Source organism: Nitrospira sp. (assembly GCA_005116745.1).
Taxonomy (GTDB): domain Bacteria; phylum Nitrospirota; class Nitrospiria; order Nitrospirales; family Nitrospiraceae; genus Nitrospira_D.
The window spans coordinates 116,230-143,229 of record SWDS01000009.1 but is presented as its reverse complement, the minus strand read 5'-3'; the positions used below and the strand labels follow the sequence as shown (position 1 = coordinate 143,229).

Below are 27,000 nucleotides of genomic sequence, written 5' to 3'. Positions count from 1 at the left end.
TGAGCGCAACCATGCGACAGGGTTCACTCCATAACGACTCTCTGCCCTCGTCCAAAGCCACTCCAGCCGAGCAAGAGCGACTCGCCCACCTCAAGGGCCAAATCCGGCATCATGACTACCTCTATTACATCAAGGATCAGCCTGAGATTTCCGATGGAGAGTATGATCGGTTGTTCCGAGAATTGACCAACTTGGAACGGACGTACCCGGAACTGGTAACCCCCGATTCCCCGACTCAGCGTGTCGGTGCCTCCCCCTTGGACACACTCGGCAAGGTGCAGCATGAACGGCCCATGCTGAGCCTTGATTCCTTGATGAATTCTGAGGAGGTCCTGGCCTTCGATCAACGAATGAAACGGGAGCTAGGTACGAACCACATCGGCTACACGGTCGAGCCTAAATTCGATGGCCTGTCGGTTGAAATTGTCTACGACCACGGGACGTTTGTTCGCGGCTCGACCCGTGGTGACGGACAGGTAGGCGAGGATATCACCATTAATCTCCGCACGATTCGCTCGCTCCCCCTGCAGTTGGAGACTGGATCGTACCCGGATCATTTGGTGGTGCGCGGCGAAGTGTACATGCGCCTTTCCGACTTTCATGCGCTCAATCGACGAATGACCGAGCGGGGGGACGATGCCTTTGCCAACCCACGTAACGCCGCCGCCGGTTCTCTTCGGCAACTCGATTCGCACATTACCGCCTCACGGCCACTCGTCCTCACCTGCTATGAAGTGACGGCAATGACCGGCCCCCATCCCCCGTCGCACTGGGCGGAGCTGGAAATGTTGGCCATGTGTGGGCTTCCGATCCCTCACCTTCGCCAACGATGCGAATCCATCGACCAGGTCTTGGTATTTCACCGGGAAACGGAGGATCAACGCGACAATCTCCCCTATGAAATTGATGGAGTCGTGGTGAAAGTCGATCGCGCGGATTGGCAAGCGCAACTCGGAATGAAATCTAGAAGTCCTCGTTGGGCCATCGCGTTCAAATTTCCTCCTCGGAAGGAGATCACAGAAGTACAGGACATTGTCATTTCCGTTGGCCGAACGGGAGCCTTAACCCCTCTCGCCCTCCTAAAGCCGGTAGACGTGGGTGGGGTCACCATCAGCCGAGCTACCCTCCACAATGCGGACGAGGTGGCAAGAAAGGATATCCGAGTAGGCGACACGGTTCGAGTCGAGCGCGCCGGCGATGTGATTCCGGCAATCACCGAGCGTATCCCTATCTTGAATGAAGTCAGGTCGGACCCTTTCCACATGCCACTTCACTGTCCAATATGCAATTCCACCGTGGCAAGAGAAGGTGCCTACTTCTACTGCACAGGCCAAGCCGCCTGTCCAGCCCAACTGAAAGGTGCCATTGAACACTTCGTATCGAAGACCGCTCTCAATATCGACGGACTGGGTAAGAAAACAGTGGCACAATTGGTCGACCTCGGCCTTGTGAGGGATCTTTCTGACCTCTATCGACTCAGAGCTGAACAACTTCTTGAGTTAGAGGGATTCGCGGAGCGATCCTCAACCCTTCTCCTTAACGCCCTCGCTCAAAGCAAACACGTCTCGCTCGACCGATTTTTGATGGGCCTGGGAATCCGTCAAGTAGGGCAGCACATCGCCAAAGTGCTTGCAAAAGAGTTCGGCTCGCTTGATGCTATCATGTCGGCTAACTGCGTCCGTTTTCAGGAAGTCCGTGAAATTGGTCCTGAAATCTCTGAGAGTTTGGTCTCCTACTTCCAAGAGCGTTCGAACCGACGGGTCATCGATGAATTGCGCATACTCGGCGTTTCGATCATCGACACACCCCCAGCTCAGAGCTCGGCTGCTCTGCCTTTCGCAGGGAAGAGCTTCGTGTTCACCGGTGGATTGGTGAGGCTGACGAGAGATGAGGCCAAGGCGCTGGTCGAACGGTTGGGCGCCACGGTGTCATCCAGTGTCAGTAAGAGTACGAGCTATGTCGTAGTCGGCACAGACCCTGGCTCAAAACTCGATCAGGCGAAGAAACTAGAGGTCGTTGTCCTTAGCGAGGAGGCATTCCTAGAGTTAATAGCGCACCAGCAGGAGAGCTAGTCACACTGAAGCTTCGACTGGAACAGGCACTTTCTCATCCTTGAAAATTTGCACGCTTCGTATCGAGCGAGGATCCGCCTCGTGAACAATCAGGCGGCAGTTCTCGATACGGAGATCTTCTCCTGCCTGAGGAATACGACCGAGATTTTCCTGGATCAGCCCTCCGATGGTCAGGGCTTCATCTCCAAGCTCAACTTTGAGGAAATCGTTTACCTTTCGAACTTCTGTCCGTCCGTGGACTAGAATTTGGTTCTTTCCAATACGTTTGATGAGTTCTTCAGTGATATCCGTTTCATCGACGATCTCACCCACGACTTCCTCAAGAAGATCTTCAAGCGTCACCAGTCCCATGACACCGCCGAATTCGTTGACGACGACTCCCATATGCCGCTTCTCCTGCTGGAACTGTTTCATCAAGTCGTCCGCCGTCTTGCCGGCCGGGACGAAGAGCGGAGGATGGGCGATATCCCGGAGGCGCAAATCGGTTCTCCCTTTAGCCAACTCGGTCAACGCCTTCGTCTTGTAAAGAATCCCGGTAATGTTATCGAGCATGCCGTCATAGAGCGGAATTCTGGAGTACTTGGAATTATAGAGCAGCTCTTGTGCTTCCTTGAGTCGAAGGTTCCCGTCGAGCGAAAACACGTAGATGCGTGGTGTCATCGCATCTTCCGCGGTAATATCTTTCAGTTGAAACACGTTTTTGATCATTTTGACTTCTTCTGATTCTAACTCACCGGCCTTTCCTCCCTGGTCGAGCATAATTTTCAGCTCTTCCTCTGTTACCAAGGGCAGTGTCAACCCCTTTCCTCCCGTCAAACTGTAGATCAGAGGAACGATCAGAAAAAGAAGCGGCCGCAACATGACCTGAACCCCATAGATGGGGTAGGCCATATTCAGCGTCACGGGTACGGAGAACTTTGCCGCCAGAGTCTTTGGGATGACATCCACTGACACGAGAAGCACAAAGGTCAGGATTCCAATCATGACTGCAATCGCTTCTTCAAGCACACTCTTGCCCTCATAGGCATTCAATGTGATGAAGGCGGCAAACATGGGGGTCGCAGTACTGACGAGACGGTCACCGACGAGAATGGTCGAGAGGAGCTTTTGGGGATCGCTCCTTAACTGAAGGGCTTTGGCTGCCCGTTTACTTCCGTTCTGCGCTAAGGCTTTCAGTCGTGTTTCGTTGACCGAAAAGAAGCCGATCTCGGCTGTAGAAATAACAGCGGATAACCCTATCAATCCTAGTAGGATGAGGATGTCCATCGCAGTCGTCTAGTAGGGACGTTGGACCAGTATGGCTGGCCTGATGAGAAGCCGGGCGTCGTCTCCCAGAGGATACCTCTTGGTCCACCCTTCAGAAGATCGTACGATTAAGATAACCGGACCACTTAGAATAGAGTTCACAGCACTACATCTATCACAGGGATCACATGCAGGCAAGCAATCCAAGAAATGTCGCTTGAAAATCAATTAGTTCCAAACAGAACCCTCAGAATGAGGCCACCATGTTTCTCGTGTTTAACTATCATCTCGCACAACAAGCGATTGCAGGTTCAATGTACGATCGAGGCGACTCGCGGCCATCTGAGCCTCCGGCTCAGTTATGAATCGACCAATCTGAACTCGGTAACGACGCCCTTCCTGGAGATCGATCTGAATGATACGTCCATCAGCAAAATCTCGTTGAACTTGTGCTAACAGCGCCCGAGCATTCTGAAGATCCGCGAACGCACCGACTTGAACCCGTAATACCCCCATCCCTTCGGGCCGAGAGTTATAGTCCACAACCCGAAGTTCGACCTGGTCAGTTCCGTTGTCGACCATCCCAAGCGCTTGGGCACCAGCCAACGAAAGGTCCAACACCCGTCCCCTCGCGAACGGCCCTCGATCATTAATCCTGACTGTAACCTGGCGACCTGACGTCAACGAATGCACAAGTGCCACGGACCCGAGTGGCAGTGTCCGATGAGCAGCCGTCAGTTTGTACATGTCGTACCGTTCCCCATTCGCCGTCTTGTTCCCATGAAAGCCAGGGCCATACCACGAGGCCATCCCTCGTTCTACGAACCCAATGGGATACCCAGGGAAACGATCAACAGAACGAGGAGGGGTGGTGCAGCCTTGAGAGAGGACGGCACCCAGTCCGATCACGACCATGGGCAGAGAAATAAGTTTCGTGAGCGGCACCGGCCGCATCAATCAAAACTCGTCGAGTGACTTATTGCGTAGAATAGCCAAGGCCTTGTCGGTATTGGAAACGGTCAGAACGACGATCGCCCGTTTCCCTTCCCGTGAAGGCGTACAATAGCCACACTTGATGTTGATCCGGCTCTTCATCAAAGTATCTGCCACTTTCCTTAACGCACCGGGCTTGTTTTCAAGACTTAGGAGGAGCGCAATTTCTTCGCGGAACTTAATCTTTGCCGCCTTAAGGGCCTCGCGCGCACTGTCCAGGTCAGCGACAAGCAGCCGCAGCTTGCCTGTTCCCATCACCTCTGGAGCGGAGAACGCCTTAATGTTGACACCAGCTTCACCGAGGACCGCCGTCACTCTGGCAAGAGCACCCGGTTTACTCTGACCACTGATAACAAGTTGTGTTGTTGTCGGCATAGTGAGACTCCTAGTTGACCTCCGGCATCAGGACTTTTTCCGCCTCGCCAAGCGAGCGGCTCGCAATGGAGACCACGACCCATAGTGATACGAGAGGATACGAGAGGACACCGGTCTCGCGCACAGTCTTCGAGCCCGTAACCGTGCCACAAAGAAGACGTCAGCACTCGAGCGAATTCGGAGGACCCGCCGCTTTCTACACCAGAGACACAATGACGGTCGCCTGCTCCGCATTCTTACACTCCTCGTTATGAACATCCACTCGTTGCGCCGCACGTCACACACTTCAGACAGGTGCCGTTTCGGACCATAGTGAACTGTTTGCACTCGGGACAGGGATCGCCTTCGTAGCCCTTGACCTTAGCATCCTTAGCATTTTTTATCTCTGTCAGAGTAAGCGTTTCCCTCGTGATCTCTACTTGTCGAGCAACACTATGGCCATTTCCATGACCATTTCCTTTTCCACTGTTCCGACGGATCGGAAGATGCTCCGTAAGAACAGAAGACTTGGCCAGTGCAGCGAGGTCCGCCTCTTCTTCTGAACATTCGGGATCCATGTCGTCTTTCTTCATCGAATCCATGCGCAGATCCTCCTCTTTCACCTGCGCTAGGTCATACCGGTCGAGATACGTCACGGCTAATTCACGGAAGATATAATCGATGATCGAGGTTGACATTTTGATTCGATCGTTCAATTTCACGGGACCGTTCGGCTCAAACCGGGTAAAGACAAACGCCTCAACGAATTCTTCCAACGGCACGCCGTGCTGAAGTCCAAGGGAGATGGCGATCGCAAAACAATTCATGAGGCTTCTGAACGCCGCCCCTTCCTTGTGCATATCCAAAAAGATTTCTCCGACCGTCCCATCCTCATATTCGCCCGTGCGCAGGTACAGCTTATGTCCCCCGACAATCGCCTTTTGCGTGTATCCACTTCGCCGACTCGGGAGCGAGCGGCGCTTGGCAAGATACCGAACGAGTACCCGTTCGGTGATTTTCTCCGCCATCCCCATCACGCTAGTGGTCGCCTCCACGGCCTTCCCACTGTCAGTCGAAGCGCTCAACGGCTGACTCAGTTTGGACCCGTCACGATAGAGCGCGACTGCTTTGACCATGCTCTTCCAAGCAAGTAAATAGGCCGCCTTGACGTCTTCAAGCGTGGCATCGGCCGGCATGTTGATGGTCTTGCTAATCGCGCCGCTGATGAACGGCTGTGCCGTGGCCATCATGCGGATATGCGCATCGACGGCAATGGAGCGTTGCCCGATTCGACCGCATCGATTCGCACAGTCGAACACTGCAAGGTGTTCGACCTTCAAATACGGGGCGCCTTCCACCGTCATCGTCCCGCAACAGAAATCATTCGCTGCGGCGATCTCTTCTTGTGTAAAGCCAAGTGTCTTCAGCATGTTGACGCTTATTTCATTCAGCTGGGCTTCGGTCAGGCCAAGCTTTTCAACGCAGAACGCCTCTCCGAGCGTAAACTTATTGAAGGCGAACTGAATTTCAAATGCTTGCCCCAAACTGTTCTCCAAACGATCGAGCGCCGCATCGTCAAATCCCTTTTGACGCAGCGTGTCATGATTGATGAACGGTGCGCCCTTGAGCGTCTGAGCCCCGACACAGTACCGAACGACATCCTGCGCTTGCTGATCCGTATAGCCAAGGTTGGCCAGCGCCATCGGCAAGCTTTGATTGATGATCTTGAAGTACCCGCCACCGGCCAGTTTCTTAAATTTCACCAGAGCAAAGTCTGGTTCAATCCCCGTGGTATCACAGTCCATGACCAACCCAATCGTGCCGGTTGGAGCAATGACGGTCACTTGAGCATTGCGATATCCATAGGCCGTCCCTAGTTCAAGCGCATGGTCCCAGGCGCGTCTGGCGGCGAGAAGCATGTCAGGCGGACAATGCTCGGGACGGATTCCCATCGGCGCAATCGTGAGATGTTCGTATTCTGCCTGTGGCGCCTGGTACGCAGCTCGACGGTGATTGCGGATGACCCGCAGCATATGCTCTCGATTATTTGTGTACCCCGGGAAGGGCGACAATTCAGCAGCCATTTCAGCCGATGCACTATACGCTTCACCCGTCATAATGGACGTGATGGCTCCACAAATTGCCAAGGCCTTGGGCGAATCATAGGGAATGCCTTGGCGCATGAGTACAGTCCCCAGATTCGCATACCCCAACCCAAGCGTACGGAACTGATAGCTCCTTTCAGCAATGGAGCGGCTCGGGAAGGAAGCCATCAACACGCTGATCTCTAACGCGATCGTCCACAGCCGAACGGCATGGCGAAAATGTTCCAGCTCGAATTGTCCATCAGCGGCATAGAACTTCGTGAGGTTCAGGGAAGCGAGATTACAGGCCGTATCATCCAAAAACATATACTCAGAACAGGGATTCGAGGCGTTGATGCGACCGTCCTCCGGACAAGTATGCCATTCGTTGATCGTGGTATCGTACTGCGTCCCTGGATCAGCACAAATCCAGGCCGCCCACGCAATCCGGTCCCACAGCTCCCGTGCCTTGACGGTCTTCCAGACCTTGCCGCTCGTTCGACGCTTGAGTTGCCAGTCACCGTCGGTTTCGAGCGCGGCAAAAAACTCATTGGGAATCCTGACGCTATTGTTGGAGTTTTGCCCGGAGACGGTCTGGTAGGCCTTCCCATCCCAATTCGTGTCATATTCATGGAAGACAAAATGCGTGAAGCCTTGCTGCGCATACGAAAACATTCGTTGGATATACGCCTCGGATACCAGATCCCGACGGGCCGATGCCAGAGCCTCACGCAAGACCGGATTGGTCTTCAGGTCGAGATCCAATCTGAAAGCGCCTTCACCATCGACCGTATGACAAGCTTTTAGCACCGCATTGAGGCGCTGCGCACAAATCCTTGACCCCGTCACCATCGCCGCGACTTTTTGCTCTTCGATGACTTTCCAATCGATAAATTCTTCGATATCCGGATGGTCGAGGTCCAAACAAACCATCTTGGCGGCACGGCGTGTCGTCCCTCCAGACTTAATCGCCCCGGCAGCTCGATCCCCGATCTTCAGAAATGACATAAGGCCTGAAGACTTCCCGCCGCCGGAAAGCCCTTCGCCATCCCCACGCAGTTTGGAGAAATTGGTCCCGGTCCCGGACCCATACTTAAACAACCGCGCTTCCCGAACCCAGAGATCCATGATGCCATTTTCATTCACGAGATCGTCCTCGATTGATTGAATGAAACAGGCATGCGGTTGAGGATGTTCGAACGCGTTGGTGGCTTTCACCACTTCGTGGGTCTTGGGATCAACGTAATAATGCCCTTGTGCTGGTCCCGATAACCCATAGGCATAATGAAGGCCGGTATTGAACCACTGGGGAGAATTGGGCGCTGCCATTTGATGCGCCAGCATGTAGCACATTTCATCATGAAACGACTCAGCATCGTCCGGCGTCTTGAAATACCCATAGGACTTGCCCCAATGGGTCCAGCATCCAGCCATGCGTTCGAAGACTTGACGGGCATCTTGCTCACCACCCAACACCGACTTGCCATCTGGACCGATGGCAGGCTGCCCATTCTGATCGCGCTGCGGAACTCCAGCCTTCCGAAAGTACTTCTGGGCCAATATATCGATGGCCAGCTGCGACCATGCCTCAGGAACGTCGATATTTTCGAGCTTGAAGACAGTGGATCCGTCAGGATTGCGAATCTCCGACGAACGCTTCACAAATGTGATCCCCTCGTAGGGATTCTGCCTACGACTGGTAAATCTTCGATCAATTTTCACGGGAGACCTCCTGCCGAGGGGAAAAGGATATAACTCATGCCTCTGATTAGACCATATTTAAGGTGTGTGAAGCTCATGTGGTTTTGCTGGACAGCTACATATAGCTATCATGTTTTTTTGTCAACACCAAGTATTGTGGATCTTTTGGAAATGAGAGGGAAAGCTGTGAATAGTCGAAATGCGAATATCCTGGCCAATTCTAGTCGCTTATCAGCGGGGTTATCCACAGAAATAACCGGTAGAATACGGCCCCGTCAGATTACCCTGGCCATTTTTTCTTGTTAGAAGGCCATTCGCCCGATCTTCAGTGTTGCTTCTTCGACACCCTGAATAGGAATGAACCAACCGCCGAGACCGAAGACAATGACTTTTGTATCCGCCACCTGTGTTTCATACCGGCTCATAATCCCCCAGTTCTGTCGCACTGTATTCGGCCTCACGAGTGATTCGAGAAGCTTCCTACTTTGTGACTGAAACACCTGCCGAATAAATTGTTGCTCTCGAGTCGGTGTCCCTTGGTCCATTCGGCCTATCGCTTTGCTCAATTCCAGTTCAACGAAGCGTAAATAGTCGTCCATGTTCGGGTTTGATAGAGCCAGACCGATCGCTCCGGCCAGTACAACGACTATTATGCTCAAACGAAGGAGACTCATGATGTTTTGATAGGATCGTCTACCCTCGAAATTGTTCGATGACTATCGAATCGCCTCATTTGACAAACAACCGTCCGCCAATTAGCTTAGCCAGAATTTTCTTCACAAGGTCTATCAAGTCTGGAGGAGACCATGTTCGTCTGGAGCAAAAAACTTATCGGTGGCCTGTTAGGCACATTCGTTCTGCTGTTAGGAATCTTCCTCCTCCAAGGCCCGTCGGAAAGCAGTAGTGTGCTCAAAACACACACCACCCAGTGGATTATCTTGAACTATGCATGCCTGCTCGTCTGGCTCTTCGTCTGGATGATCGACCAAGCGCGTGTCCGCGGGAAGAACGTCTGGATCTGGCTAGTGCCGTTCATCCTCGCTCCGCTGCCCACCCTCATGCTCTTCGTCCTCTTCCTTCAACGCCGATTGTCCTCATAGTCACTTGGAGATCGACGAAGCTACAGGTTATGTAACAGAAATATGCTCGGCGGCTTTCTGCTCCGGCTCGATGGAACGTCGGATCCGCCAAACGGCCCACAGACCCGGGAGAGCAACAACCACGGTCAAGACAAAAAACTGAGTCCATCCAACCAGGCTGACAAGATCCGCCGATGGGCGGCCGGCAAATACCCTCCCCAACGCCTCTAACGAAGACAGCAGCGCGAATTGAGTCGCGGTATACCGGGGATCGCAGAGCGACATCACCAACGCGACAAATGCAGCCGTGCCCATTCCGCCCGTCACATTTTCGATCACGACTGCCGCCGTCAACACACCGGCATGCTTCCCCATCACAGCCAATACCACAAAGCCTAGGTTCGAGACAGCTTGCAAGACGCCGAAGATCAGCAAGGACCGGACAAGCCCTGACCTCGTCATCAACAGCCCACCGATAAATGCTCCTATCAACGTGGCAAAAATCCCAAGCCCCTTTGCGGCGCCGACCTCAGTCGAGGAAAACCCCAATCCTCCAATCAGAAAGGCAGTCTGAAGTGTGGATGCAACGGCATCTCCAAGTTTGTAGAGAACGATCACAGCCAAGAACCCCAGTGCCGTGGGTCTAGAGAAAAACTCCACCAGCGGGGCACCAACAGCCTCCTTCAAACTCTGAGGAGCATGGGCCACCAATGTAGGATCAGGACTGATCAAAACAATAATCACCCCAACGACCATGATGGCTGCCATGGCCAGATACGTCATTTGCCACCCGACATAATCCGCTAGCGCCAGCGCCCCAGCTCCAGAGGCCAAGAGGGCGATTCGATAGCCATTCACCCACACAGCCGCGCCCAAACCACGCTCGTGAGGCTGGAGCGTATCCGTTCGATAGGCGTCAAAAACGATGTCCAAGGACGCCGCAAGGAATGCGACGAGTACGGCATAGGCCGCAAGCCATCCTGGGTGAAGCGTTGGATTGGTCATGGCCATGAACCCGAGAGCAACAGCCACACAGAGTTGCGTGAGGACCATCCAGCCGCGACGCCGCCCCAACCATGGCGGCACCACACGATCCATGATAGGAGCCCACAGAAACTTGAGCGTATAGGGCAGACCGACCATCGTGAAAATACCGATGGTCTTGAGGTCGACTCCTTCCACCGTAAGCCAGGCCTGTAAGGTCCCCGAGGTGAGGGCGAGTGGGAGACCGGAGGCAAAGCCCAATGGCAGCATCACGAGGATGCGGCGATTCATAAGGCTTGATATGTCGAAGGATCCTTGCTTCATGGACACTGACTCGGACACACGTGAGCTGAAACGGATGGAGATACCATCAGCAGGGCAACTCGTTTCGAGTTGCCATGCAGAATACCACCGCCTCGTGCCGCCACTCAGCAGAATCACAAAACAGGCGAGGACTATCTCACCGGCTGGCACTGAGGCTAACAGGGCTGTCCGTTGAACACACACGGTTTGTATCGTGAGATATCGAAGTCGGTATTTTCCTGGTAGACCTTTTCGTTGCCGTTGACCCCATCCTGTTCAGGGTCATTCCACATCGTGTGGTTCCACCAATAGAAGAGTGGCTGGGCCTCGGTCTGATAGATAGGATTCCCGTAGGTACTGCGCGAATACTCCTGCACCAGCCGGGCCGTGACATAGTCGATTTGGCCATTTTCACGAAGCGAATACAGCATGATGAAGAGACGGGCCTCATGGTCATACAGCTCATCGACACGGGTAGCAAGATCAGGCTCGGTGGGAAGTGAATCCAAGCTCCATCCCGCCACAGGATGGCTCCAGAACAATGCTGCCAACACACAAACGATGAGCAGACGCAGATGAACGATCCTCACGCTCTCCCCGGTAACTCGGATACAACCCGATCATGGGTCGTTCCGACAATTGGCTCACAATCCTTGAGATCCCCGGTCGTAAGAAGCAACCTTGCTGAAACAGGCCTGATCTTCCTATAATGCTAGCCTATGGTGACAACCCGTGCATCTCTTCATACGCTCGGCTGCCGACTGAATCAAGCCGAAACCTCAATCCTCGGGGAAGGGCTCAGACGAAAGGGATTTGAGCTCGTGGAGTTCGGCCAACCAACCGATGTTCTCGTGCTCAATACCTGTTCTGTGACGGAAGATGCCGAACGGACATCGCGATACCTGATCCGGAAAACGCTGAAACACTCTCCCCATGCCTTCATCGCTGTGACCGGCTGTTACGCCCAAACGGGTATGGCACAGCTCAAGCGTCAGGCCGGCATCGATCTCATCGTCGGACATCAGTTCAAGCTCGACCTGCCGGCCTATCTCCCAGCTGTTCACGAGCTGCGCAAACGATCGACCCCAGATATTCACCATACAAAGACGATGACGCGTGGGGACTTTGATCTGCCCTACTTTGCGGAACCGGACTCCACCAGAGCTCTGCTTAAGATTCAGGACGGCTGCAGCGCCATGTGTAGCTTTTGCATCATCCCGTTCGCCAGAGGACACGAACGCAGCCGAGCGTTCGACGACATTCTGCGCGAAGCCGAGAGTTTAGTGGCACGGGGCTATAGGGAGATCGTCCTGACCGGCGTGAACATCGGGCAATACGCTCACGGCAGGACCGACTTTGTTGCACTCCTTGGTCGGCTCGATCGGGTTGATGGCCTCGAGCGCATCCGGATCTCATCGATTGAGCCAACCACGGTCAGCGAGGAACTACTTGATCTCATGGCCTCATCCAAGAAGCTCTGTCCCTATCTCCACATTCCTCTGCAGAGCGGGGACGATCAGATCCTACAGGCCATGAACCGGCGCCATACGGTCAACGCGTACCGCAAGCTGATCGACACCGCGCTCAGGAAGATTCCCGACCTCGGGATCGGAACTGATCTCATGGTCGGATTCCCTGGTGAGACTGACGCCGCATTCCAAAATACGGTGGCTGTTGCCTCAGACCTCCCCTTCTCCTATCTGCACGTCTTTCCCTATTCCGCGCGACCGGGGACCGCGGCACTGCGCATCAAGCAGCGGGTCTCGTCCGTATCGATTAAGAAACGCACCAATTTTCTGCTGGATCTCGATCGCGCCAAACGACTGGTCTTTCACAACGCACAGATCGGCAAAACGGTCCCGGTTCTGTTTGAATCCGGCACACAAGGCTCCTATCGCTTCGGCACGACACCGAACTTCACAAAAGTCGCCGTCACGGATTCCGATAACCTCGAGAACCAGATCAAGCCAGTCATGATTTCTGCCGCAGCCGGTCGTTGCGTATTCGGCGATCTCGTAGCACCTCCAGCGGCGACGAACGCTTCCCTGGTGCTCCTATGATGGTCAAGTCCCTTCCCCAGGTTCACATCGAAACCTTCGGCTGCCAGATGAACGAATCGGATAGTGAGCTGGTCCGCTCGATGCTGAAGCGGGAAGGATTTGTCTTTACGGAGGACCGCGAACGGGCCGATGTGGTGTTAGTCAACACCTGCGCCATCCGGGAGAATGCGCATAATAAGATCTATGGCCACCTCGCTGAGCTGAAGGCGATCAAACGGCAACGCCCACTCGTGGTCGGTGTGCTCGGCTGTATGGCCCAGAACCTCAAAAGTGAACTCGCTGAAAAAGAGCCTCTGATTGACGTCTTAGCCGGCCCGGATTCGTATCGACAACTTCCCTCGTTGCTCACACACGCGCTGGAAGCTCAAGGACAGGGACTTGCCCAGAAGGGATTTGCGCTGGATCTCTCGGAGTATGAGACGTACGAAGGGGTCATGCCGGATCGCGAGAATGGGATGAATGCCTGGATCACCGTCATGCGAGGTTGCGATAATTTTTGTTCTTTCTGTGTTGTTCCCTACACCAGAGGACGTGAACGATCGCGTGATCCAGAATCCATTCTGCTCGAAGCGCGTGATGCCGCAGCCCGTGGCTTCAAGCAAATCACGTTACTTGGCCAGAACGTAAATTCCTATCACCACGACGAATGGGACTTTGCCCGACTGATCAAAGCGGTTGCAGACACCGATGCTATCGAGCGCGTGCGATTTACCTCGCCGCATCCTAAAGACTTTCCTCCGGCACTGATCGACGCGATTGCGGCTCATCCAAAAATTTGCAAACACGTCCATCTCCCGCTGCAGGCCGGAAACGATCGAATTCTCGAACTGATGGGGCGAAACTATACGGGGGCCGAGTATCTGGCGTTGGTTGGTCGCATTCGAGCCGTCATCCCAGACGTCGTCCTGACCACGGACATCATCTGTGGGTTCTGCTCAGAAACCGATGCGGAGTTTCGCGACACCTGCCGCATCGTGGAAGAAGCTCAGCTCGACTCGGCCTATACCTTTAAATATTCGGAGCGGAAACATACGATCGCGGCTCGGAAATACGCCGACGATGTGCCGGACCAGGTGAAGGGCCAGCGGGTGTTGAAACTAGTCGAGATTCAGCGGGCAATCACGGCTGAGCGCAACCGCCACTACATCGGCAAGAATGTAGAGATCTTAGTCGAGGGTGATGCAACCCGCTCACCAACGCAAGGCATGGGGAAAACCGATGGGAATATCACTGTTGTATGGGAGAAAAGCATCGGTGATTTTCGGCCAGGCACTCTGATTACGAAACAGATCTTTGATGCCTCGGCTGCGACTCTCTATGGGGAGTGAGATTCCAGTCTTGGAGGCGTTAACAGTCTCACCCTTTGGAACAATTCTGCACACCTCACGGTAGAAAGGAACATTATTTGACCGGCTCGCTCGGCCACATTCAGACTATTTCGTCGATCATTCATTCCCTGTATTCACTCCCATGTAACCTCGTTGATGACCAAGCCCACCCCCAATCGTCAAAGATTCTTCCTCCACTTGACCAATCCTTCGCCGCTAACCTGATGATTATAAAGGCACGCTTTAAGTCTCTCTTCTAGAGTGCAGTCACCATTCTTGACCTTCAGATGCTGAGCTCTAGTAAGGATCTCTCCCTCTTCCCTTGACCAACGATACAACCTGTCACTTCAAAAATGAGAAGGCATGGACCTTGCTCAAATCTCGGCGTCCACCTGTTCAGCAACCAGAGCCTTTGCCTCTCGCTATGAAGTCCGCCGACTCCGATTCAACACCGAATCCCAACCCATCTGATTCCCGTGTCACACTCGAAACAATCATTTCGGTTGGGGTAATCGGATGGCTGGTAATCGGCATAGTACTCATGGGTCTAGGTGTATGGTAGTTCGGTATAAGAACCATGATCACACTCGAAGCTTTTGCTATAGAGGCCAACCGGCCTCCTCGGCCACAAGACCACAGATGAGGAGACCCCCTATGCATATCCCTTTCAATGTCCGCAGTTCCCACTATATCGGCGTCTTGATGTCCCTCAGCCTGATCGTGCCCGGATGCTCCATGCTTTCCGGAGAGGCAAAGCTTCACAAAAATGCTAAAGGATCCGTCTATCTCAAGGAGATCGCCGATTGGTCATTTTCAGCTAACCATCCTGCCACCATCGACCAGATGACCATGCTAAAAATAGTCAAAGGCGTTGTGACCGACGATGTTCAGAAAATGTCAGCAAACATGCCCGCCAGTGGCAGCAAGCCGATGAGAGTGTTCAGCGATGAAGACGCCGAGTTTCTTGCTCCCCTGCTAGCCCAAGGTTTATCGCAAGCGAAACCGGAGCAGATTGTCGGTTTCAAGGTGTCTCCATCGGCAGGGTCAGGCGCTGAACCCACAGCGGGCACCCTCTATGTGCATAAGGGATCGATCCATTTGACAATCGCTCCATCTCTAAACAGGAAGGCCTCGGGGTTCTCTCCTCGTTCTGCTGCGCATCTTGAAAAAGCTCCTTCCTTTGTCGCTCTGGGAAGTGAGGCGATGACGATGGTCATCGACTACCAGCCTCTCGCCAAAGCAGCGATGCCTGGTTCGATTCACGCAGCAGGGTCACCAAAGTCTCTCCCAGCTTCTGCAGCACAGGCTGCTCCGCTGGTACCAGCCGCTGCGCCGACACTAGACCCATCGGTCATGGAAGCAGTAGCCCCGCAGGAAGCTTCCGCCTTACTAGACCCCCAAGAGTTTCCGGCTCGGCGCCGGACCGATGCAGGAACTCCTCAATTAAGTACCGATGAACTACTCAACAAGAAGCTGGATGAGGTCCGTGAAGCGCGAGAAGCTAATAAACGAAAAGATTCCGAGATCACAATGCTGAAGAAGGAAGTAATGTGGATGAAGCAAGCGCTCCGTCAACAGACGGAAGAAGTGAAAGCCATGAAGACCAGCAAGACAGCCGCCCGCTCAGCCCCAAAAAAGAAATCGGCGGAAGCGTATCAGACTCGGTGATCAACTGATCGATCTAATCGACGTCGCAGAGCTCAGGCTGCAGCAGAACAACCTCCCTGGACAGGGGCTGACGAAAGTTCATGCGGCAGTAGCAGGCATACGTCACATAGGTATCTTGCAGACAGTACTGCGCAAGCTCACGACCCTGCCTTTTCTCCCACATTTCGGCAACTTGTTCCCCACTACCCGACTTCGTGTCGACCTGTAATGCTCTAGCCAGGACGTCGAGCTTAACCCAGCCCCTCGTGTCCCAATTACTCCAGATGGCCATGGTGTCATAGACCGGTTCGGTACGGAACTTCGCAAGGTTGATATCGAGGCTGGGTTTCACTTGATTAATGATCGACCGCTTCTTGATGAAGGGTAGATCAAAGCCAAGTCCGTTGTGTGTGATGAATAAGGCAGGACGGTCCTGGGCTAGCCTCGCCCAGAATTGGCGGAGCAGCTCACGTTCGTTCGCACCGAACCAAGCGACGGCGCTGCGAGCTTCCATCTGATCAGAAAATTCCAGCAAGCCGATACAGACGATGCGGCTGAACGTCCCATCAAACGCCGACTTGGCGTACAGCTCATCCTCTGCGTGCCGGCGTTCTTCTGCCGCACCTGCGGCAAAGAGGTCATACCCCTCATCCGCTTGGGGGGATTCACTGCTCATCGGCGTCTTCCCCGCCAAACGTGCCCATTCTTCACGAGGAGCTTGGACGGTTTCGATATCGAGCACCACCTTCATCGTGACACTCCGAACGCATCGCGCCGCAAGGCGTCGATCACCGCGTAGTCTGCCGGCGGGAAGGTAAACTGCGTGAGATCTTCAGGAGAGACCCAGCGGATTTCTTCACAACCGATAGGCACAGGCTCCCCCTGTTCAATGGCACATAGAAAAAAATGTAACTCGATGATTTGATCCAGATAGTCGTGCCGAATGACCCGATACGGGATAGGTTGGTCGATGCGAACACTCAGCTCTTCAAACAGCTCTCGTTGCAAACACTCCGTGAGCGATTCGCCCATTTCCCGTTTTCCCCCAGGGAACTCCCAGAAACCTGCCAAGTGGACACCAGGTTTTCGACGGGCGATTAAATAGCGACCGTCACGGTGGATGAGCCCTGCCGCCACTTCAATGACTTGCATGATCAGCCTGCTACCGCTCACGAGTCGCCGGACTGAACGGATATGTCTTACAGAACGACTTCATCGGACACAGGAGACAATAGGGATCACGAGCCGTGCATACCGTCGCTCCAAAGTCCATAATCGCCTGATTAAAGTCATACCCTTTCCCACGCGGGATCAAGGTTTCCGACAATTCCCATAGCATCGCCTTCTGTGCCTTAGGATCACCTTCAGCGACAAACACCCTGTGCAAGACACGGATCACGTTCGTGTCCAGAATGGGCGCATCTTCATTGAAGGCAAAGGAGCGAATGGCCCCGGCAGTATAGCGCCCGATCCCTTTGAACGAGAGCAACTCGTCAGCATCGTTGGGAAGTTTCCCCCCGTACCGTTCCACCGTTTCGCACGCGATCCCGTGCAGCCGTTCCGGGCGAATGTTGTACCCAAGGGGATACCAGGTCTTCTTGACATCGGCGACCGGGGCCTCTGCCAAGTCTTCGAAACTCGGATAACGTTTCAAAAACTCGTGGTACTTGGGAATCACCCGATCAACTTGGGTCTGCTGAAGCATCACCTCTGAGACGAGGATGTGATACGGGTCTGAGGTCTTCCGCCAGGGTAAATCCCGGCCATGTTCCCCATACCACTTCAGAAGCCTCAGTTGGAATCGACGCTTAGCAGAACGCTCGGGTAGAACGGACTTGCCGGGTTTTTTCTTGTTGGAGGGGCGTCTCGCAGGCATGCATCAAGTCCTATAGCCACGGTCTCCCAATCTGCCATTGTAGGAGTCCCTTTCCTTTAAAATCAAATGCGCCTATGTACACCGCTCGATCGAGGAAACGTGTACTCAAATGTCCTCGGACCATCTGGTCAAGGAACAATTCGCATGGTACTCTATAAATAGCCGCATTGGAGGGAATGCATGAAACGGAAAACCTTCCGAGATCGGTGGTCCCGAGCCTTGGTATTAGCTGGGACTGTCGCCTGCGTCCTCTTCCCCTTCCCGACCATCGCTGAAACTCTCCAAATACCATGGGAGTGTTCGAATTACACAGGCGACGCGCAGACCCGTTGCGTGAACGCCTTCATGGAAGCACAACAGAAAAAAATCGCTGCGCTTGAAGGGAAACTCCAGGCCCAAGAGGGGGCAGTCAGTCAACTCAAGAGCCAGCTCGATCGACAATCAACCGCGACGGCGGATTTACAACGACAGCTTGTAGAACGGCCCACCACGAGCATTGTCCCAATCCCGTATTCCTATCCTTACTCCTATGGCTATCCCCTCGGGCTGGGGCTTGGACTTCATTTTGGAAATTCCGGGATCTATGCGTCACCCTTTGACCGCCCCTTTTGGGGTCCTCGACATTACGGATATTGGGGCTCTCGCTGGTAACGGTCCCCGAGCAGGGAAAACTGCAACACCCCTTCCGCAGTGAACGCACTCACTGCTGCCCAAATCAGTCTATTCATTGACAAGTTGCCCGCGGACACATAGCCTGCTACCTAGTACCCCATTAGTTACAATTGGCTATAATACCGATCGACTCGACAGGCAAAGAGCAACGTCTCATGCTTCGCAGATAGGCCAAGGAATCTGCCACGCAACATAAGGACGCACGATGGTCACCCGTAAATTCCCACGGTTTCCGGTAGCAATCCCCAGCACGTTAGTGCAGAGAGATAAACTTCGATACAACGCGTCCGTGAAGGATCTCTCGCTAAAGGGCTGCCGGTTAGAAAGCGTCGTCCAGTCCTTTACCGGCATGCAGGTGGAATTGCTCATTGAACTGCCGGGCGAACCCACCCCCATCCACATTAGTAAGGGGACCGTCCGCTGGTCCGGATCACAGGGCATCGGTGTCGAATTCTTAGCCGTAACACCTGCTGAACAAGAACGGCTTAAGCGGGTGCTCGAACAGCTCTCCGTAACGGTAGGACAGGCCCTTATCGTTCCAAAAGGCGAGCTGCCAAAGACGTGAAGCAGATCGCTCAGCGGTCAGCACAGACCATTCCCCACGTTTGACGAGCTCGATCATCGTTTTCTATAGACGGACGCCCCCTCAAGCTAGAACGCCGACATATCCGACCCACTGACCAGCGGAAATAGAATTCACCGCGCTTCGCGTCATCCACGCTCAGCGCACACGGGCTTCGATCAAATCCACGACTGCCGTCGGTTGCATTCCGTCCATCCTGGCCCGTATTCTCGTTCCATGGAGCTCTCGTCGTTGTCGATGGAACAATTGAAAGAATTGGTCCAGGGCCTCGTGGACGATCGGATTCGCGAGTTGATCGGAGATCCCGACCTTGGCCTCCAACTCGGCGATTCACTCAGAGCCCGACTCAAGCAGTCATTAGTGAGCAGTGACCGGCTCTCCGGAGAAGACATCGCCGAACGGATCGGCCTTCGCTGGTAAAACCCCATGCCCTGGTACCGCCTCACCTTTTGCCCCAGCACCGCACAAGACCTCGCTGCAATTGACAAGGCCATGGCTCAACGACTCTTCGACAAATCCAAGTGGCTAGCTTCCAATGTCGACAACCTGCGCCATGAATCGATCGCGGATGACCTTCCTGGACTCTGCAAGTATGCCGTAGGGGAATGGCGGATTTTCTATGCGATCGACCGCACGGAACAGCTCGTCGATATCCACGCGATCGTGCCCCAGAGTGCGCTTCGCTCCTGAAAAACCTCGGTCAGTTGATAGTCCCCAGGACGTCTGCGACATGCAGCTGAAACGTTCCCCGTGCCACGTCCTCAACATAATGACGCAAGGCCGCTTCCACCACTGGGAAGGCGATTTCCTCCCACGGGATTGCATGGCGGGGAAAGAGCTGCACATCCAGACTTTCAAACCCTGCGCTGAACTGCTTGGTCTGAAGACGACCGATGAAGGTCATGTAGACCTGTCCAATACGAGGCAGGCTCAATACCGAATGGAGCCGCGTAATGGTCACTTTCGCCTGCGCCTCCTCAAGCGTCTCCCGCATCGCCGCCTGTTCGGTGCCCTCACCGAGCTCCATAAAACCGGCCGGATAGGTCCAGAGTCCAAGTCGAGGTTCAATGGCCCGACGGCAGAGGAGGATCTGATCTTCCCATTCAGGAATACAGCCCGCGACGATCTTCGGATTATGGTAATAAATAGCCTGGCAGGTGTCGCACACGAACCGAGGCAGGTTATCGCCTGGCGGAACTTTTTGAATGACCGGCTTTCCGCAGGCGCTGCAATAATTCATCAGGTGGCCTCTGAATCAGCAATCCCCGGCAAGCAAAATGGATAGCACAAACCATCGCTTCTTTGCACCTTGTCCTCGCGGGCTTGAAGGCGTGCTCGAGGGAGAGCTCCATCGCCTTAGCGTGCCCACAACGACCAAGACAGAAGGGGGCGTTGGTTTCAACGCGTCCTGGTCGACCATGTATAGGGTCAACCTCAACACGCACATCGCCAGCCGTGTCCTGTGGGAAGTGGGCCAGAGTCCCTACAAAACAGAACGCGATGTCTACCACGCCGCCTATACGCTCGCCTGGCCTGACTGGTTCACGCCAGCTCAGACGATCAAGGTGAAGGTGAGCGCCCATCGATGTCCTCTCCCCAGCCTGGACTTCCTGACTCTCCGTATCAAAGATGCCGTCTGCGATAAGTTTGCCAAGGCCAAACAGGGGCGCCCCAACGTCGATACGGAACGGCCGGACATCAAGCTCGACGCCTTTCTGGACCAGAACACCGTCACGTTTTATGTGGATACCTCCGGAGAGCCGCTGTTCAAACGTGGCTATCGGGTGGGCTCGATCGAAGCACCCCTCAGAGAAAACCTGGCGGCGGGAATTCTCCAGCTCGCCGGCTGGACTGCGAACGATGTGCTGCTCGATCCCATGTGTGGGAGCGGAACAATCCCTCTCGAAGCTGCCCTCATGGCTCGCCAGATCGCGCCGGGCATCTCACGCAACTTTGGTTTTGAACGATTACTCCTTCACGACGCACCATTGTGGAACCACCTTCGAGAATCGGCGCAAGCCAAACACGTGGCTCAGGTGCCGTCCACCATTTATGCGTCCGACCGGGATCCGGCGATGGTGAAGGTTGCGCAGCGGATGTTTCAAGGCGCTGGGGTAACGGGTGACGTCCGGTTGAAGCAAAGCGATATTCTAGATCTGGAAGCGCCGACAGACACAGGCGTGATGATCATCAATCCACCTTATGGAGTCCGCCTCAGCCGGGCAGACGAACTGGAATCATTTTACCCCAAGCTGGGCGATTGGCTGAAGCAACGCTTCGCCGGATGGCGTGCCTATGTGTTGACTGGCGATGCCCAACTGTCGAAGCTGATTGGGCTGACACCATCCAAACGCATTCCCATCTTCAACGGGGCATTGGAGTGTCGGCTGTATGAGTTTGTGATCGTTCAAGGCGGAGCGAGGCGACGCCTTACGAAGCTAAACCAGGCTTGATTCATGTGCCATCCTCCTTCACGTTCATGAGTTGCCACTCACTCTCAATCCTTTCCCCTTGACTTCCGGGCGCGGGAACCTATCAGGCTGTTATACTGTCTTGAACCCTGAGCTAAGGATGGCCGTCATGGAAAATATTGTCTTATCGACATTGCCGATACTTCCCGTTAAACGAACAGTGTTATTCCCAGGCGTGATGCTACCGCTGACGGTCGGGCGGGAGCGGTCTGTCGCGGCGGTCAACGCCGCCATGAAGACCGAAGAGAAAATGATCGTCGTGGTCGCGCAACGAGATCCTCAGACTGAAGCGCCCGTCTTGGCCGATCTGTATTCTATCGGCACGAAAGCGATCGTCAAGCAAATCGGCCAGTCATCCGAGGGAGCGATCCACGCGCTGGTGCAGGGATTGGATCGTGTCGTCCTCATCAAGGAAGAACAGTCCACCCCCTACTCCACAGTGCGCGTCCGTTCTCTTGGACGTCCTACGGACGATGGGGCGGAAGTCAAAGCCCTTCACCGGGCCATTCAAGAACTGGTGTCCGACCTGCCTCGGTTGATTCAAGCTCCAGGCATTCAAGAAGTCGGTGCGATACTAAGCAATGAAGACGATTCTGTCGCACTAGCCTATCGCATTGCCTCACTCGTCAATCTCAGTTCGGTGGAAGAACAGCGCTTGCTCGAAAGTTCTTCGACGTTGGACCTTCTGCGCAGCCTCTACAGCGCGCTGTCTAAGGAGATTCAAATACTCCAGTTGCGAGAAAAGATCACCCAGGATGCACAGACAAAAATCGGCAAGAGTCAACGCGAGTACATCTTGCGCGAACAACTGAAAGCCATCCAGCAAGAGCTGGGCGAAGGCGAGAACGAAGAGAACGAGATCGCCCGGTTGAAGAAGCAAATTGCCGAAGCTGACTTACCCGAGGATATTCGCAAGGAAGTCGAGCGCGAGGCCACCAAATTGGGCAAGGTCCCGCCGACGTCACCCGACCATCAGGTGCTTCGGACCTACCTTGAGTTGGTCCTCGAACTTCCCTGGAAGAAGGCCTCCGAAGAACATCTCGATCTGTCAACGGTTCGTCAGGTATTGGAAGAAGATCATTATGGGATCAAGGAAGTGAAAGAACGGATCGTCGAACACTTGGCGGTCTTGAAGCTCAATCCAACTGCCAAAGCCCCGATTCTCTGCCTCGTTGGCCCTCCCGGCGTTGGCAAAACAAGCTTGGGCCAGTCGATCGCACGGGCGATGGGCCGGACCTTCGAGCGATTCAGCTTAGGCGGCGTCCATGACGAAGCTGAACTGCGCGGCCATCGCCGCACCTACGTCGGCTCGCTCCCAGGCCGCATCATCCAGGCCATCCGCCGGGCGGGAGTCAACAATCCGGTCTTGATGCTCGATGAAGTGGACAAGATGGGGCGTGATTTTCGAGGCGATCCGGCTTCGGCCCTGTTAGAAATTCTGGATCCAGCACAGAATCACACCTTCCGTGATCATTATTTGGACCTCCCGTTCGATTTGTCCAAGGTCTTCTTTGTCACCACGGCCAATACCCTCGATACCATCAGCCAGCCCCTGTTGGATCGGATGGAAGTGATTCGACTGCAAGGCTATAGCGAGCGAGAGAAAGCTGAAATCGCTCGGCGCTATCTCTGGCCACGACGACTCAAGGAAGCAGGGATTGAGAACACCAAAGCCCTGTTGACGGATGAGGTGCTGAATCTTGTCATTGCTCGGTACACGCGGGAAGCCGGCGTGCGCCAACTCGAACAGATGCTGGGACGGTTGACGAGAAAAGTGGCCCTCGCATTCGCTGATCTTCCGGAAGGGCAGGAGCGGCGGCCCGTCGATATTCAGCCGGATATCCTCGGTGAGTGGCTGGGCTCCGAACGGTTTATGCCGGAAGAGGCTCGGAAGAGTCTGCCTCCAGGTGTCGCCACTGGCCTCGCCTGGACCCCGGCCGGTGGCGATGTGCTCTACATTGAAACCACCTTACTCCCTGGCAGCCACGAGTTGATCCTGACTGGCCAGTTAGGCGACGTCATGCAGGAGTCTGCGCGTGCCGCCAGAAGCTATCTATGGTCACATGCGGAGAGCATGGGGTTGGACATCTCCCGTTTCAAACGAAACGGGCTCCACATCCATGTGCCTTCCGGCGCCATTCCAAAGGACGGTCCATCGGCAGGCATCACGATGGCGACTGCCCTGGCTTCCGCCTACGAGGGGAAAGCCGTACGAATCGACACAGCCATGACAGGGGAAATCAGCTTGAGTGGGCTTGTCTTGCCGGTGGGCGGCATCAAAGACAAAGTGCTGGCGGCACACCGTGCGGGGATCAAGCGCATCATTCTGCCGAAGGCCAATGAGAAAGACCTCAAAGAGATTCCGCAGGAAGTGCGCGACGAACTGACCTTCATCTTGGCGGAACGGATTGAAGAGGTGCTACCGGCCGCTTTTAATCTGGACCCACACGATATCTCTGCCGGTAACGGCAGCGAGCCTGTGGTGGCTTCCAGCCCCGCAGGGGACGCCTAGCCTTCGCAGAAGGCCCGAACGATCTGCGCCGTATTGAAGAGCAGGGCGTGACGGCGGGTGTACACCGCGTGGCCATAGTAGTGGTCGCGTGGGTTCGTGGAGCCCGTACTGTCCTTGTAATCGACAAGGAGACAGCGTCCTTCGCTCGGGAACCGCACAGCTCGTCTGGCACATTCTAGCCATCGCTCGAATCCATCGTACGGCTCGACCATCTCCCAGACTCGTTTGTTTGCCGCTTTCCCTAATTCCGTTGCAGGCACGGTATCGCTGCCTGCAACCGCTAATTCCTGAATGTAGTCTCCACCCCAGGCCACTGGCATCTCCATCGTAATTTGAGGGAGCTCCATCTTGGCTAACCAGCTCTTTCCATCCGTCCGCAAGTTCCGGTGATTCACAATGTGCAACAGCTTCCCGATACCGGAAGGGTCCCATCCATACCGAACCGGCATGCCAAATGTCACAATGTCGAGCACAACTCCGTTCAGGAGTGACGCTGTCGCGAGCAGAGATTCCAGTTGCCTCACAGTCGCGGCGACCTCTAGCTGGTTTGTCTGCTCTGCATAGTCGCCCAGAATGCTAAGCAGCTTGGGTCGCCCGGTGATGGGGCTCGGACAAAGCAAATTCGACACCAGCGCCAGGGCTAACCCAGCTTGCCCATGTGCTTGCACCAAAATGCGGTGTCCCATTCCCAAGTTCTGACTTCTACAAAGCTTGTGCAGTTCGTCGAGCAGAGATACTGCGGCAAGTGCCCGGCCTAGATGGTGGTGTTCTGATGACCACAGCAGCCTGATACAGGAGATGGGTTGAGCCAGATTAGTGTTGATGGCCTTCCTGAATGATTGAACATAGGCCTCGGTGAAATTACCCGCGTCACCGATCTGTTCATCAAGAAGCGTCTTCGTCGCGTCATTGTCTAGGAGCGGCGCCCTGAGCCCACCCGGCAGCAACGGAATCCCGTTGCTTTCCTCTCGCATGGCAGCCAGCAAGGCATCGACCCCCGACACCCCTCGTGAATAGCCTCGTTTCAGCCCACCGACCTCATCCAACCGCTGCATACCAAACACATCGGTACCGTGGATCGAGCCATGGAGAAAGACAATGGCTGCGACACCGGCCTGAGACAGGCGTGCCCCACAGGTGGCCATAGCCTCAGTCCAGCCTGGCGAGTCCGGAGGAACGACATCAGCCAGGTCAGCGACAGTCAATCGCTCACCGGGACTCTTCCGCGACAGCTCGTCATGCTGAAAGTTATTCTCGATCGGCATAGGAGCGTTACATACCCGATGGAGGTGACGGACTGCAACCAGCCCACAAGGGCTCTGAGATAGTTAATGCAGGTTGGTGGGATTTTGCTCTTGATCCGTTGAAGGCTTCGACTGGTTTTTGCTTTTCAGCATCACGGCGGTCGCTGTACAAACCTTATTCTCTTCATCGATCCGACGGTCGACGATTTTCACATCTTGCAAATATTCCTGCACGATTTCCTCACGAGTCAGCTCGATATCCTGCTCGCTCTCGCGCCCTGATCGTTCACGGACACGATCGATCATGTGTTCCTTCACCAACACCCGGATCTGCTTGGCCAAATCCGTACGCGCTGAGAGCTCCGATACGCGCTGACAGACAAGCTTGCCTTTGGTGAGATCGCCCTGGCCCTTGCCAATCCAGTACTGATCTGACGAGTAGCTCACTTCGGCTCCTGAGGTCGCGATGAACACGCCTCCCAAGCCAAGCCAGAGACCCACTGCAACAGCCACGATTCCTACGTTCTTCTTCAACTCTTCCCTCTCTAGCGGTTTCCGCCTGGTGTCCCGAAGGACGAAGCTCCCCGAGGAGGCGGACCTGGTTGCTGCAATCCCGGTAGAGCCTGAGGCACTCGCCTCGCTCCGCCAACCCCTTGGCCCGGTGAGCCCATTGATTGACGATCCCCTGGAGTCAATCCAGACGGTGTCCGATGAATGATCTCATTGAATGGTCGAACCCCCGGTGATCCACCAGGAGGTGGCACGAGCTCATGGCTCGGCATGCGAGGCTGCATAGCTCTAGGTATAGGCGGCTGTCTCACGCCCAGTGGTTGCCGGCTGGTGATGATCTGCTGCGCAATGGCGACGTGTGGATTGGCCGGAGAGAAACCGCTGGCACTATTCAGCAGATCGTGAGGAATGCCGACCGGCGAAACAAGGACCCACTTCGTCCAGGCCTGCGACACCATCGCGTTTGACTGCACACGATTGATTATGTCCTTCCGCCTTTGTGCGGCCTGTTGGACTTGATCCGGCGTGGCTGCATTCCCGATGGACTGATTGACCGATCTGAGTTCTTCTTGCAGCTGTTCGTTCTCTTGTTTCAGCGCAACCAGCTGCGCACGAGCGTCTTCGTTCTCCCGAAGGGCGACGATCGCTCGTGCCACCTCATCTGTATCCATCTGCGCCAAAAGATCAGCTTGTATGACCACGACATCTCCGTCTAATGTCGTGGAGATCTGTTGGTTGAGCACAATCACCAATCCAGCCGTGTAGGTGCGGATCTCATCTTTCGTCACATCCATATCGCTCACGACTGTGACGCTTTCAAGATAGGTCGCGACTTGTTCGAGCGCGTTTCGCTTGGCCGCCTCAGTGGCGATCCGAATGGCGTCCTCACGGGTATCGCGATCTCCCATTCGGTGCTCACCCTGCGCATTGACGACCCTGATGTCAGCGAGCGCGGGGGCAGCAGTGATGAACACCGCGAGCGCGAGAAACAAAACAATGGGTCGATACGATTGATACGACAGCAGGTAGATGGGAAGAGGCTGTTGATGGAAAACCTGACCGGACATCGCCTCCCCTTTCTTGCCCCTGCGCACAGATGGAAACGGTGAGCGGTTTCAGCATAGCAGCCGAAAGGTGGTTTCGCCAGCAATCGCCAGGTGCCTCCCTCACCTTGCCTTCCGGAAAATTTGCATGTTAGGGTACCGCTCTTACTTGTAGCAGGCTGCGGAAAAATTTGGTCGGTGCCAAATACGGCCAGAATTTTCCGTTTGGTGCTGACACC

Annotated in this window: 24 protein-coding genes and 1 pseudogene; 11 read left to right on the top strand and 14 right to left on the bottom strand. The window is 54.7% G+C overall.

The genetic code is table 11. From position 1 onward, the window contains the following. The first annotated feature begins 11 nt into the window (after positions 1 to 11). Positions 12 to 2,072 (top strand): NAD-dependent DNA ligase LigA, encoded by a 2,061-nt coding sequence (gene ligA, locus E8D52_13825; protein TKB66765.1) that lies wholly within the window; start codon positions 12 to 14, stop codon positions 2,070 to 2,072. Here ligA and E8D52_13820 read toward each other — a convergent pair whose 3' ends face one another. The 5 genes from E8D52_13820 to E8D52_13800 form a co-directional block, all read right to left on the bottom strand. Continuing rightward, positions 2,073 to 3,338: an HlyC/CorC family transporter gene (locus tag E8D52_13820; protein ID TKB66764.1), complete on the bottom strand. Its 1,266-nt coding sequence runs from the start codon at positions 3,336 to 3,338 to the stop codon at positions 2,073 to 2,075. Positions 3,339 to 3,593: 255 nt separating this feature from the next. Continuing rightward, the gene (locus E8D52_13815) at positions 3,594 to 4,271 is read right to left on the bottom strand and encodes a septal ring lytic transglycosylase RlpA family protein (protein TKB66763.1); all 678 of its coding nucleotides are present in this window, start codon (positions 4,269 to 4,271) and stop codon (positions 3,594 to 3,596) included. Positions 4,272 to 4,274: 3 nt separating this feature from the next. After that, positions 4,275 to 4,685 carry a hypothetical protein gene (locus E8D52_13810; GenBank protein ID TKB66762.1) on the bottom strand — a complete coding sequence of 137 codons (411 nt, stop codon included), beginning with the start codon at positions 4,683 to 4,685 and terminating at the stop codon, positions 4,275 to 4,277. 248 nt (positions 4,686 to 4,933) lie between these two features. After that, on the bottom strand, positions 4,934 to 8,470 hold the full coding sequence (locus E8D52_13805; protein ID TKB66761.1) for a vitamin B12-dependent ribonucleotide reductase: 3,537 nt from the start codon (positions 8,468 to 8,470) through the stop codon (positions 4,934 to 4,936). Positions 8,471 to 8,751: 281 nt separating this feature from the next. Next, entirely contained in the window at positions 8,752 to 9,123 is a 372-nt protein-coding gene (locus E8D52_13800; GenBank protein TKB66760.1) for a DUF4359 domain-containing protein, read from the bottom strand. A gap of 132 nt (positions 9,124 to 9,255) precedes the next feature. Between E8D52_13800 and E8D52_13795 the strand changes: the two genes are divergently transcribed. Then, positions 9,256 to 9,549: a hypothetical protein gene (locus tag E8D52_13795; protein ID TKB66759.1), complete on the top strand. Its 294-nt coding sequence runs from the start codon at positions 9,256 to 9,258 to the stop codon at positions 9,547 to 9,549. Between the two features lie 27 nt (positions 9,550 to 9,576). On the opposite strand, the gene E8D52_13790 is transcribed toward E8D52_13795, so the two are convergent. Both E8D52_13790 and E8D52_13785 read right to left on the bottom strand, forming a co-directional pair. Next, a complete protein-coding gene (locus E8D52_13790) occupies positions 9,577 to 10,836 on the bottom strand; it encodes an MFS transporter (protein ID TKB66758.1) in 1,260 nt (419 codons plus the stop codon). A 155-nt stretch (positions 10,837 to 10,991) separates the two neighbouring features. Next, positions 10,992 to 11,336: pseudogene (locus E8D52_13785) on the bottom strand (hypothetical protein). 198 nt (positions 11,337 to 11,534) lie between these two features. Between E8D52_13785 and mtaB the strand changes: the two are divergent. The 3 genes from mtaB to E8D52_13770 all read left to right on the top strand — a co-directional run bounded on the left by mtaB (position 11,535) and on the right by E8D52_13770 (position 15,871). Next, positions 11,535 to 12,875 carry a tRNA (N(6)-L-threonylcarbamoyladenosine(37)-C(2))-methylthiotransferase MtaB gene (mtaB, locus tag E8D52_13780; GenBank protein TKB66757.1) on the top strand — a complete coding sequence of 447 codons (1,341 nt, stop codon included), beginning with the start codon at positions 11,535 to 11,537 and terminating at the stop codon, positions 12,873 to 12,875. Beyond that, positions 12,872 to 14,203 carry a tRNA (N6-isopentenyl adenosine(37)-C2)-methylthiotransferase MiaB gene (gene miaB, locus E8D52_13775; GenBank protein TKB66756.1) on the top strand — a complete coding sequence of 444 codons (1,332 nt, stop codon included), beginning with the start codon at positions 12,872 to 12,874 and terminating at the stop codon, positions 14,201 to 14,203. Before mtaB ends, miaB begins: the two co-directional genes overlap by 4 nt. A 654-nt stretch (positions 14,204 to 14,857) precedes the next feature. Continuing rightward, positions 14,858 to 15,871 (top strand): hypothetical protein, encoded by a 1,014-nt coding sequence (locus tag E8D52_13770; protein TKB66755.1) that lies wholly within the window; start codon positions 14,858 to 14,860, stop codon positions 15,869 to 15,871. Between the two features lie 13 nt (positions 15,872 to 15,884). Here the strand turns inward: E8D52_13770 and E8D52_13765 are convergent, their stop codons facing one another. From E8D52_13765 to E8D52_13755, 3 genes are read right to left on the bottom strand one after another with little or no spacing between them, the layout of a single operon-like run. Further along, complete coding sequence (locus E8D52_13765) at positions 15,885 to 16,601, bottom strand: hypothetical protein (GenBank protein TKB66754.1); 717 nt, start codon at positions 16,599 to 16,601, stop codon at positions 15,885 to 15,887. Further along, the gene (locus E8D52_13760) at positions 16,598 to 17,005 is read right to left on the bottom strand and encodes a (deoxy)nucleoside triphosphate pyrophosphohydrolase (protein TKB66949.1); all 408 of its coding nucleotides are present in this window, start codon (positions 17,003 to 17,005) and stop codon (positions 16,598 to 16,600) included. The genes E8D52_13765 and E8D52_13760 overlap by 4 nt, the downstream gene beginning before the upstream one ends. A 7-nt stretch (positions 17,006 to 17,012) precedes the next feature. Then, positions 17,013 to 17,645 carry an A/G-specific adenine glycosylase gene (locus E8D52_13755; protein TKB66948.1) on the bottom strand — a complete coding sequence of 211 codons (633 nt, stop codon included), beginning with the start codon at positions 17,643 to 17,645 and terminating at the stop codon, positions 17,013 to 17,015. Positions 17,646 to 17,906: 261 nt separating this feature from the next. Here E8D52_13755 and E8D52_13750 point away from each other — a divergent pair, with 261 nt between their 5' ends. From E8D52_13750 to E8D52_13735, 4 genes are all read left to right on the top strand, one after another. Beyond that, positions 17,907 to 18,377: a hypothetical protein gene (locus tag E8D52_13750; GenBank protein ID TKB66753.1), complete on the top strand. Its 471-nt coding sequence runs from the start codon at positions 17,907 to 17,909 to the stop codon at positions 18,375 to 18,377. A 226-nt stretch (positions 18,378 to 18,603) separates the two neighbouring features. Next, positions 18,604 to 18,963, top strand: coding sequence for a PilZ domain-containing protein (locus E8D52_13745; protein ID TKB66752.1), 360 nt, complete (start codon positions 18,604 to 18,606; stop codon positions 18,961 to 18,963). A 255-nt stretch (positions 18,964 to 19,218) separates the two neighbouring features. Continuing rightward, positions 19,219 to 19,401, top strand: coding sequence for a hypothetical protein (locus E8D52_13740; GenBank protein ID TKB66751.1), 183 nt, complete (start codon positions 19,219 to 19,221; stop codon positions 19,399 to 19,401). A 6-nt stretch (positions 19,402 to 19,407) separates the two neighbouring features. Further along, complete coding sequence (locus tag E8D52_13735; GenBank protein TKB66750.1) at positions 19,408 to 19,671, top strand: type II toxin-antitoxin system mRNA interferase toxin, RelE/StbE family; 264 nt, start codon at positions 19,408 to 19,410, stop codon at positions 19,669 to 19,671. 10 nt (positions 19,672 to 19,681) lie between these two features. Here E8D52_13735 and E8D52_13730 read toward each other — a convergent pair whose 3' ends face one another. Further along, positions 19,682 to 20,221 carry an NUDIX hydrolase gene (locus E8D52_13730; GenBank protein ID TKB66749.1) on the bottom strand — a complete coding sequence of 180 codons (540 nt, stop codon included), beginning with the start codon at positions 20,219 to 20,221 and terminating at the stop codon, positions 19,682 to 19,684. Between the two features lie 37 nt (positions 20,222 to 20,258). On the opposite strand from E8D52_13730, the gene E8D52_13725 reads away from it, so the two are divergent. Together E8D52_13725 and lon are read left to right on the top strand one after the other, a co-directional pair. Next, a complete protein-coding gene (locus tag E8D52_13725; protein ID TKB66748.1) occupies positions 20,259 to 21,434 on the top strand; it encodes a class I SAM-dependent RNA methyltransferase in 1,176 nt (391 codons plus the stop codon). A 127-nt stretch (positions 21,435 to 21,561) separates the two neighbouring features. Continuing rightward, positions 21,562 to 23,964 (top strand): endopeptidase La, encoded by a 2,403-nt coding sequence (gene lon, locus E8D52_13720; GenBank protein TKB66747.1) that lies wholly within the window; start codon positions 21,562 to 21,564, stop codon positions 23,962 to 23,964. Here the strand turns inward: lon and E8D52_13715 are convergent. The 3 genes from E8D52_13715 to E8D52_13705 all read right to left on the bottom strand — a co-directional run bounded on the left by E8D52_13715 (position 23,961) and on the right by E8D52_13705 (position 26,785). Further along, positions 23,961 to 25,229 (bottom strand): hypothetical protein, encoded by a 1,269-nt coding sequence (locus tag E8D52_13715; protein ID TKB66746.1) that lies wholly within the window; start codon positions 25,227 to 25,229, stop codon positions 23,961 to 23,963. The two genes, lon and E8D52_13715, sit on opposite strands and share 4 nt — an antisense overlap. A 63-nt stretch (positions 25,230 to 25,292) precedes the next feature. Continuing rightward, positions 25,293 to 25,742 carry a hypothetical protein gene (locus E8D52_13710; protein ID TKB66745.1) on the bottom strand — a complete coding sequence of 150 codons (450 nt, stop codon included), beginning with the start codon at positions 25,740 to 25,742 and terminating at the stop codon, positions 25,293 to 25,295. Between the two features lie 11 nt (positions 25,743 to 25,753). Further along, positions 25,754 to 26,785 carry a hypothetical protein gene (locus E8D52_13705; GenBank protein ID TKB66744.1) on the bottom strand — a complete coding sequence of 344 codons (1,032 nt, stop codon included), beginning with the start codon at positions 26,783 to 26,785 and terminating at the stop codon, positions 25,754 to 25,756. Between the last annotated feature and the right edge of the window lie 215 nt (positions 26,786 to 27,000).